This window comes from Synechococcus sp. 'PEA 65AY6A-5F PE A', assembly GCF_047462575.1.
Taxonomy (GTDB): Bacteria; Cyanobacteriota; Cyanobacteriia; order Thermostichales; family Thermostichaceae; genus Thermostichus.
In genome coordinates, this window is sequence record NZ_JAOALE010000061.1 from 1 (window position 1) to 7,379 (window position 7,379).

The 7,379-nt window shown below is 60.0% G+C and carries 8 protein-coding genes and 2 pseudogenes; 2 read left to right on the plus strand and 8 right to left on the minus strand.

Annotation, left to right across the window (positions count from 1 at the left end; genetic code table 11):
- Positions 1-132: 132 nt before the first annotated feature.
- The 5 genes from GG26_RS13130 to rph all read right to left on the minus strand — a co-directional run bounded on the left by GG26_RS13130 (position 133) and on the right by rph (position 3,852).
- Complete coding sequence (locus tag GG26_RS13130; RefSeq protein WP_011431430.1) at positions 133-702, minus strand: shikimate kinase; 570 nt, start codon at positions 700-702, stop codon at positions 133-135.
- Positions 703-728: 26 nt separating this feature from the next.
- Positions 729-1,364: a riboflavin synthase gene (locus tag GG26_RS13135; RefSeq protein WP_414391093.1), complete on the minus strand. Its 636-nt coding sequence runs from the start codon at positions 1,362-1,364 to the stop codon at positions 729-731.
- A 25-nt stretch (positions 1,365-1,389) separates the two neighbouring features.
- The gene (locus GG26_RS13140; RefSeq protein WP_414391102.1) at positions 1,390-2,085 is read right to left on the minus strand and encodes a response regulator; all 696 of its coding nucleotides are present in this window, start codon (positions 2,083-2,085) and stop codon (positions 1,390-1,392) included.
- Positions 1,980-2,630 (minus strand): hypothetical protein, encoded by a 651-nt coding sequence (locus GG26_RS13145; protein WP_414391096.1) that lies wholly within the window; start codon positions 2,628-2,630, stop codon positions 1,980-1,982. The genes GG26_RS13140 and GG26_RS13145 overlap by 106 nt, the downstream gene beginning before the upstream one ends.
- 493 nt (positions 2,631-3,123) lie before the next feature.
- Positions 3,124-3,852, minus strand: coding sequence for a ribonuclease PH (rph, locus tag GG26_RS13150; RefSeq protein WP_011431427.1), 729 nt, complete (start codon positions 3,850-3,852; stop codon positions 3,124-3,126).
- Positions 3,853-4,133: 281 nt separating this feature from the next.
- On the opposite strand from rph, the gene GG26_RS13155 reads away from it, so the two are divergent.
- Positions 4,134-5,546 (plus strand): folate/biopterin family MFS transporter, encoded by a 1,413-nt coding sequence (locus tag GG26_RS13155; protein WP_099812741.1) that lies wholly within the window; start codon positions 4,134-4,136, stop codon positions 5,544-5,546.
- Positions 5,547-5,706: 160 nt separating this feature from the next.
- Here the strand turns inward: GG26_RS13155 and GG26_RS13160 are convergent, their stop codons facing one another.
- Together GG26_RS13160 and GG26_RS13165 are read right to left on the minus strand one after the other, a co-directional pair.
- The gene (locus GG26_RS13160) at positions 5,707-6,192 is read right to left on the minus strand and encodes a hypothetical protein (RefSeq protein WP_414391100.1); all 486 of its coding nucleotides are present in this window, start codon (positions 6,190-6,192) and stop codon (positions 5,707-5,709) included.
- The gene (locus GG26_RS13165; protein WP_414391105.1) at positions 6,134-6,412 is read right to left on the minus strand and encodes a transposase; all 279 of its coding nucleotides are present in this window, start codon (positions 6,410-6,412) and stop codon (positions 6,134-6,136) included. Before GG26_RS13165 ends, GG26_RS13160 begins: the two co-directional genes overlap by 59 nt.
- 112 nt (positions 6,413-6,524) lie before the next feature.
- On the opposite strand from GG26_RS13165, the pseudogene GG26_RS13170 reads away from it, so the two are divergent.
- A pseudogene (locus GG26_RS13170) lies at positions 6,525-6,683 on the plus strand (transposase); the annotation flags it as partial.
- Between the two features lie 57 nt (positions 6,684-6,740).
- On the opposite strand, the pseudogene GG26_RS13175 reads toward GG26_RS13170, so the two are convergent.
- Positions 6,741-7,171: pseudogene (locus tag GG26_RS13175) on the minus strand (Mo-dependent nitrogenase C-terminal domain-containing protein).
- Positions 7,172-7,379 lie beyond the last annotated feature (208 nt).

Sequence of the window (7,379 nt, forward strand, 5' to 3'; positions counted from 1 at the left end):
GCACGAGCGCTTTGAGTTCCCCGAGGAAGTCCTGCCCCGCGGCAACGCGCTCTAAGGAATCGTTGCCTGCCCCTTGCCAGGGATCCGCTCCTGGCAAGTCTAGGGATCCCAGAGGTTTGCGGATCCCTTTTTTTATCGGTTGCAAGGCGGCTGGGCTCGCAGGCGGGCGCAAATGGCCTGCCAAACCTGTTCCGCCAACTGGGACGGGCTGGCTTCTGAATGGATGGGCACCCGCACGTCGGCCTGGGCGTAGAAGGGTTCTCGCTCCTGCATCAGCCTCTGCAGGGCAGCTTGGGGATCGGGGGTTTGCAAGAGGGGCCGTTGGCCAGGATCCCGCTTTAGGCGTTGCCAAATGAGCTCAGGGGCCGCATCCAGCCAAACGGTGAGGCCGTGGTGCAGGTAGCTCCAATTTTTGGGCCGCAGCACGATGCCGCCCCCCGTAGCAACCACCAGGCGGGTGTAGCCGCTGAGCTGAGCCAGCACCTGGGTTTCCAGCTCCCGGAAGTGGGCCTCCCCCTGCTCGGCAAAGATCTGGGCAATCGAGCAGCCCGCCACCTGCTCCACCAGGGCATCGGTATCGAAGAAGGGGCGGCGCAACTGGGCGGCCAGCTCAGCTCCCAGGGTGGACTTGCCGCTGGCCATCATGCCAATCAAATAGACGGTCACGCCACGCAGGCGTTCGGCTTCTTCCGGCTGAATCATGAGATGGGCAAAGATCCGCTAGGGACTTAAACGTATCCGTGCTCGGCCAGAAACTCCAGAGAAAGGCCGCTCTCCGGCGGAGCCAGGCCCAACAATTTTTCCACATACTTGCCCAGCATGTCCGCCTCCACGTTCACCGGATCCCCCACCTGCAGCAAGGAGAGGTTGGTCTCGCGGTAGGTCTGCGGGATCACCGCCACCTTGAACCAGCAGCCCCCCTGGCGCACCTCGGCAACGGTCAGGCTGACCCCGTTGACGGCCACGCTGCCTTTGGGCACGATGTAGCGACCGATCTCCGCCGGCACCTTGAAGCTCAGCTCCCAGGCGTTGCCGGTGGCCGCTTGCTCCCACAGTTGTCCCACCCCATCGATATGGCCGCTGACGAAATGCCCCCCCAGCTTGTCTCCCACCCGCAGGGACGGCTCGAGGTTAACGGTGCGCGGGCCGGATCCCTGGCCCCAGACCGAGCGCCGCAGCGTTTCCGACGAGACATCGGCCAAAAAGCCATCGGGCAGGATCTCCACCACCGTCAGGCAGAGGCCGTCCACTGCCACGCTGTCGCCATAAGCCAACTGCGGCTGTAGCTCTGGACAGATAACCCGTATTTGGGAAGAGGAGATCAACTGAGCTGTACCCAAACTGCGCACCAGACCCGTAAACATAGTTTCGGCCTCCTTGGCCCGCTTTCTAAGCTTTGGCCTGATCCCCAAGGGGGGCAGGGGATCCCCGCCATTGGCTGGGCGGGTTGGTTTTGGCTCCTCGGGGAGAGTAGGGGGTGTGCTCTTGCTGCTGGGCCTGGGCCAAAAGCCGCTCCACCTCGGCGACGAGCTGGCTTTCGCTAAAAGGCTTGGTCAGGTAGCCGGTTGCTCCCGACCACTTGCCGCGGATGCGATCCAGCAAACTATCCCGCGAGGTAACCATCAGGATAGGGAGAGACTTGAACTCTTCCAGGCTACGCACAATGCGGCAGAGTTCTATGCCGTCGATCCCGGGCATGGCGATGTCCATCAACAACAGGTGAGGCCGGTGCTGAAACAAAAGGGGGAGCACCTCGGCGGGGTTGCCCGTTGTGATCACGTGATATTTGGATAGGTACTGCCGCAGGATTTCTTGCATCACGACACTGTCGTCCACCGCCAAGAGGGTTGTGGGAGCGTGGCGCTTAGCCTGCAGCAGTTCTGGGGGCGTTTGCAGGCTCACCAGACCTTTTTTGGCCCAGGCAGCGAAAAGGCCGGCCACCTCCAGCCGATCCCGACACAGCTTCTTGGCAATGGCCTCTAGCGACTGGCCATCTTTGGTGAGGGCGTGTAGCTTTTGCCGCTGTTCGTCGGTAAGGCGATAGCGGTTGACCCGATCCCAGTTGACCACCGGCACCGCCAGCATGGTGGGAACGGCCACCCGCAACTCCGCCCAGCGATCGTGGGGGGGGGAGCCGCTTCTTGTAGCAGCGGCTCCAACTCAAACCCGCCAATGGGGGCCTCTTGGGCAACCCGTTCCTGCACTTCAAAGGAACAGGTGCCTGCCCGCTCAAAGAGATAGCGATCGAAATCGGTGAGCAGGTTGAGCCAGAGCGCGTCTTCCAGCTCACCTGGCTTGATCAGGCCCAACTGGGCGATGGCCTCTAGCAGTTCCGGCAGGGAGTTGTCTTTTATCAGCCGCTCCTGCAGCACTCGGATAGCCCGCTGCGACCATTCCAAGTTGAGGCGGGGAATAAAGCGGGATAGGCGCTTTAGCAGGATCTGAGGGTTGAGGGGCTGATCGGCGGAAAAGAGCAGTCTGCCGTAGTAGTAGGTCAGCACCCAAGGCTCCGTGCCCTCGGCGGGATCCCCCCCTTTGAGGTGGAGGTGCAGATAGCCGGTGCTAAACTGCCGACCTTGCTGCCGGAGCAGGGGCGCCAGTTCCCCCGCTGCAAACACAAAATGGGACATGGGACATCCTCCCGGCCAGCCTCTGCAGTCCAAATGCGCAGGGATTCACCTCGGCCACACACCCAAGCTTGCAGAGGCAGCCGTGATTCACGGCTGCTTCATCTCATTATCGTCTCTTTACCAAAAAGAAACACAAGAGGATAGCTTGGTAGCCCCGTACTTGAGTGCGGGGCGAAAAAGCCCTTGAGCCACTTTAGTTGCTTCTTTGTTATATAGAGCTTCTCCAGGAAAACAACCTACTGCGGTGCAAAACCGGCGCGGCAATAACTAACCTGGAGGAACTTCAGTCCGAAGTAAGCAGAACTTTGAGGTTATGCCTCAAAGGACTGTCTAGGGGCGTCTTGACAGCGCCTTCGCGAGTCCATTTTGGGCTGCGTAAGAATCCCCTGGGTGGGAGTGTCAAAGGCAGAACTCTGGGAACCCTACCAGCAGCCGCCCGACCGGAACCGCTGCAAGGCTCAGGCTGGGCTCGCGGCTGCAACAATCCCGTCGGCTACAAGTTTAGAGTCTCTCGCTGGGCCCGGAGCAATTCTTGGATGCCGGCCTGGGCCATATCCAACATTTGCAACAGTTGCGAGCGGTCGAAGCAGCCGGCTTCGGCGGTGCCCTGAATCTCGATCAAGGCTCCCTGCTCGTTCATGACAATGTTCATGTCCACTTCCGCTTGGCTGTCCTCCTCGTAGCACAAATCCACCAGCACCTCGCCTCGCACGATCCCCACCGAAAGGGCTGCCACCTGCTGCCGCAAGGGGGATCCCTGCGCCGGATCCAGCAGCCCCTGTTTGTAAAGCCAAGTGATGGCGTCGTGCAGGGCCACATAGCCACCGGTGATGGCGGCGGTGCGCGTGCTGCCATCGGCCTGCAGGACGTCGGCATCGACAGTGATGGTGCGGGATCCCAGCTTGTGGAAATCCAAGGCGGCGCGCAGGCTACGCCCGATGAGCCGTTGGATCTCGGCGGTGCGGCCTGAGACTTTTAGCGTCTCTCGCGGCTGGCGCTGTTGGGTGGCGGTGGGCAGCATGCGGTACTCCGCTGTCAGCCAGCCTTGGCCGGTGTTCTGCAAAAAGGGGGGGACTTCTTCGGCCACACTGGCGGTGCAGAGGACATGGGTATCGCCAAACTTCACCAGCACTGAGCCCGGAGCGTAGCGGGTGAAGTGGCGCTGAAAGGAAATCGGGCGCAATTGGGCAGCCGTGCGACCATCGGGGCGTTGCCAGCTCATGAGCAGTTCAAAAAAGGATCCCTCGCATTGTCAGTCATGTTCGCCCGAGGCAGCTCACGGCTTGGAATCTCTACAGAAGTGCCGCCGGCGCCTTGACAGGCGGGGGTCTGGAGGATCGCAGCCGTGGGCCGGTTGGGCAGGTTACAGTTGAGCAGGTTACACTGTAAAGAAGTTCTTAACTCTCATTTCCTGCTGTTGCTATTGTTGCGGCAAGACAATGCTGCAAGAGCAGTCCTACGGGACAACGGCCAAGACAGGAAGCGACAAGGACAAGATTGCCCATGCTTCACCTCCTGCTGCAACAGCTGCGCCGATCCACTTTGGATCCCCTGCAAGAGATCTGCTGGACGCCGGAACTGATCGGGATCCTGCTGGTGTACTTTGTGCAGGGGGCGGTGGGGCTGGCGCGGCTGGCCACCAGTTTTTACTTGAAGGATAGCCTGGGCCTGGGGCCGGCGCAGACGGCGGCGCTGATGGGCTTTGCCGTCATTCCCTGGACCCTCAAGCCTCTTTACGGCCTCCTCTCCGATACGCTGCCGCTGGCAGGCTACCGCCGCCGTCCCTACCTCTTGCTCTCCGGGCTGCTGGGGTGTGGGGCTTGGCTAGGGATGGCCCTGTGGGCGCCAACGGCTGAGTTGGCGATGCTGTGGATGGTTTTGGGATCCCTGGCGGTGGCGGTGGGGGATGTCATTGTGGATTCGCTGGTGGTGGAGCGGGTTCACGGCAGCGACTGGGCGGGGACGGGCACGCTGCAGTCTTTGTCCTGGGGGGCGACGGCGCTGGGATCTCTGCTCACGGCCTATGCCGGAGGGGCACTCCTAGCCCACTATCCCCCCCAGGTGGTGTTTGGGCTGACGGCCTTGTTGCCGCTGCTGATCGCCCTGGCGGCTTGGGTGATTGTGGATCAGCCGGTGGCCTGCTCCTTTGGCTGGGATCCCTTGCGGCAGCAGGTGGGACAGGTGTGGCGGGCGCTGCGGCAACCCAGCATTCTCTTGCCGGTGTTGTTTGTCTTTATCTGGCAGGCAACCCCCAGCGCCGACGTGGCCCTGTTTTATTTTTTTACCAGCGATCTCGGCTTTGGGCCGGGGTTTTTAGGCCAGGTGCGGCTGGTTACCAGCGTCGCCAGCTTGGTGGGGGTGGCGATCTTTCAGGTGTATCTGCGGCGGATCCCGCTGCGGCCTCTATTTGGCTGGATGACGGTTCTCTCGGCAGGGCTGGGCCTAACCAGCCTCATTTTGGTCTATCACCTCAACCGGGCCTGGGGCATCGACGATCACTGGTTTAGTCTGGGGGATAGCCTGGTGCTGACGGTGGCAGGGCAGATTGCCTTTATGCCGGTGTTGGTCTTGGCTGCCCGCCTCTGCCCGCCGGGAATCGAAGCTACCCTCTTCGCCTTGCTGATGTCGGCTTTTAACCTGGCGGGGTTTCTCTCTCAAGAGTTGGGATCCCTGCTCATGCACGCGCTGGGGGTAACCGAGAGCGATTTCAGCCATCTGGGGCTGCTGCTGCTATTGACCAACCTGTCCACCCTCTTGCCCCTGCCGCTTTTGGGCTGGCTGCCGGAAGGGGGAGCAGATCTGGAGGCGGAAGCCCACGCTTCTCTCGAAGCCTTTTTGCAGGAGGTGCGCGCGGAAGAGGCCGAGGCAGGGATGGAGGCAATCCCTTTGGGACAGACGGACATCACCTATTCTTGAGGGGCTGGCTGCCAATCAGACGCACTCCTAGAGGCACCCCTCACCCCCAGCTCTTCTCCCAAAGGGAGAGAGGAGCTAGAGGTGGAGACGGCGTTCGGCTTCGCCATGCTTGAGTGCGAACTATCAATTGAGACTCCCACCGCCTAAAGGCGGGGGATTCTTACGCAGTCCACAAAAGAACCCGCAACGGCGTTGTCAAAGCGCCTCTAGACAGTTCCTGAAGGCAAAGCCCCAAGGTTCTGCTGACTTTCTTAAGCAGGTTGGCGGCAGCATTTGCCTCAGCGTTGACCAACCACCCCTTTGCCGTTTGGTACAGGCCCCGCTTGACACGCTTTCCAGAGGGTCTCCACCCGTCGGGTTTTTCACCATAACTAGGTAGCTCATCTCCATCTAGGAAGCTTGCCTGCGAGCTGTACGCCTCCTCTACCTCAATAAACTCCATGCCATAATGCCGACATAATTGCGCAATACGCTCCTTGAACCGACCTGTTGGGACGAAAACAAAGTTTTGGTTATTGACCTTCCCTAAACCGCATTCTTTGTTCCAACCAAAGACTATTCTCCCAATTGAGTGGTGCAAACAGAAGTCAATGACCTTGCCCGCAGCTTTGTGGACCGCATTCTCCGGTTTCCGTAATTCGGTCAAGCTTTTGCAACCAAAACCCCCGCAGCTTGTGAGTCTTGAGCCTAGCCAGCTCCTTGTTGTACCCCTGGTTAAAGGACTTGACTTTGCGGCCACCAATGATGAAGCTATGTCCTAAGTTGCTAACGCACGTAAGCCAGTTGTTGACTCCGTGGTCAATTGCTAGAGCTTTTCCCGGATCCAGCGATTGGGGCTGGGCAGGCTTAGCATAGCTCCACTCCAGCTACAGACTTACAGGTCTGTTGTGCGGCGGAAACATACATTGCGATAAAGTGCTTGTTTTGGGTTCTCGCCATCTCAGCGCAAAGCTCACCATAGCTTGCCCATCGCTTCGTAAAGCATTCAAAAGTAGAGCTTCTAAATATTTAAGGCAGGAGTTTGCTAACCTGCGAAAACTGCCTAGCGTTTGGAGCAGAAGTTATTGTTTCTGTACCGCGGGGAATGCTAGGGCTGAGGTAATTCAAAACTATATCAACGGCCCACATCATGGGTAAGCGACTAAAGTGGCTAGCGGGCTTTTCCGCCCTGCACTAAAGTGCGGGGCTACCAAGCTATCCTTTTGTGTACTGGCTGATGTCTTCCCCGGCTTCTGCCAGGAAGGAGAGGGCACGGCAGCGCAAGGCCACCACCTGGTCGTAGAGAGGGTTGAGCTTGCACATGGGGGGATGTGCATCACCTTGCGGCCAAACAGCACCACCTCCCGCTCAAAGGGGCACTGGCCGGGGATCATACGGCACAAGAAGCGGGCTACCTTCGCGTCGCAGACTTGGATGCCGTCCAGCCACTTCTGCAAGGGAGCCAAAAGGTCGGTATAGCCGCTCTCGGCCTGAGCCTCTGCCGGCAATGGCGAGGTGGCGCCCTTATTGACCAGCGTGGCCCCGAGCAGGTGGAGCTGGGGAAGCTCCAGTCCGAAGGCAGCGGCCAATTGGTGCAACAGACGGTCCTCCGGCTCGGAATATACCCCGTCGGCAACGGCTGTCATCACCGCCGTGCGCAGGAAATCTTCCCGCAACTCCCGCTGCAGCTGGGCCGCCAGCTCCTCTCAGGGGAGAGGGGAGCGAGATCTTTCCCCTGGTCTTCCGGCCAGTCGAAGCGGATGAGATCTTCGATAAGTCGCTGCTCCTCGAGGCTATATTCTCCATCAGAACCTCCGGGGTACTCCCGCCACAGCGCAGCTTGGCGGGATGGAG

Bases quoted from the DNA above. Each gene is read 5' to 3' on its own strand.
- GG26_RS13130 (WP_011431430.1), bottom strand. From the start codon at position 702: ATGATTCAGCCGGAAGAAGCCGAACGCCTGCGTGGCGTGACCGTCTAT.
- GG26_RS13135 (WP_414391093.1), bottom strand. From the start codon at position 1,364: ATGTTTACGGGTCTGGTGCGCAGTTTGGGTACAGCTCAGTTGATCTCC.
- GG26_RS13140 (WP_414391102.1), bottom strand. From the start codon at position 2,085: ATGCTGGCGGTGCCGGTGGTCAACTGGGATCGGGTCAACCGCTATCGC.
- GG26_RS13145 (WP_414391096.1), bottom strand. From the start codon at position 2,630: ATGTCCCATTTTGTGTTTGCAGCGGGGGAACTGGCGCCCCTGCTCCGG.
- rph (WP_011431427.1), bottom strand. From the start codon at position 3,852: ATGAGCTGGCAACGCCCCGATGGTCGCACGGCTGCCCAATTGCGCCCG.
- GG26_RS13155 (WP_099812741.1), top strand. From the start codon at position 4,134: ATGCTTCACCTCCTGCTGCAACAGCTGCGCCGATCCACTTTGGATCCC.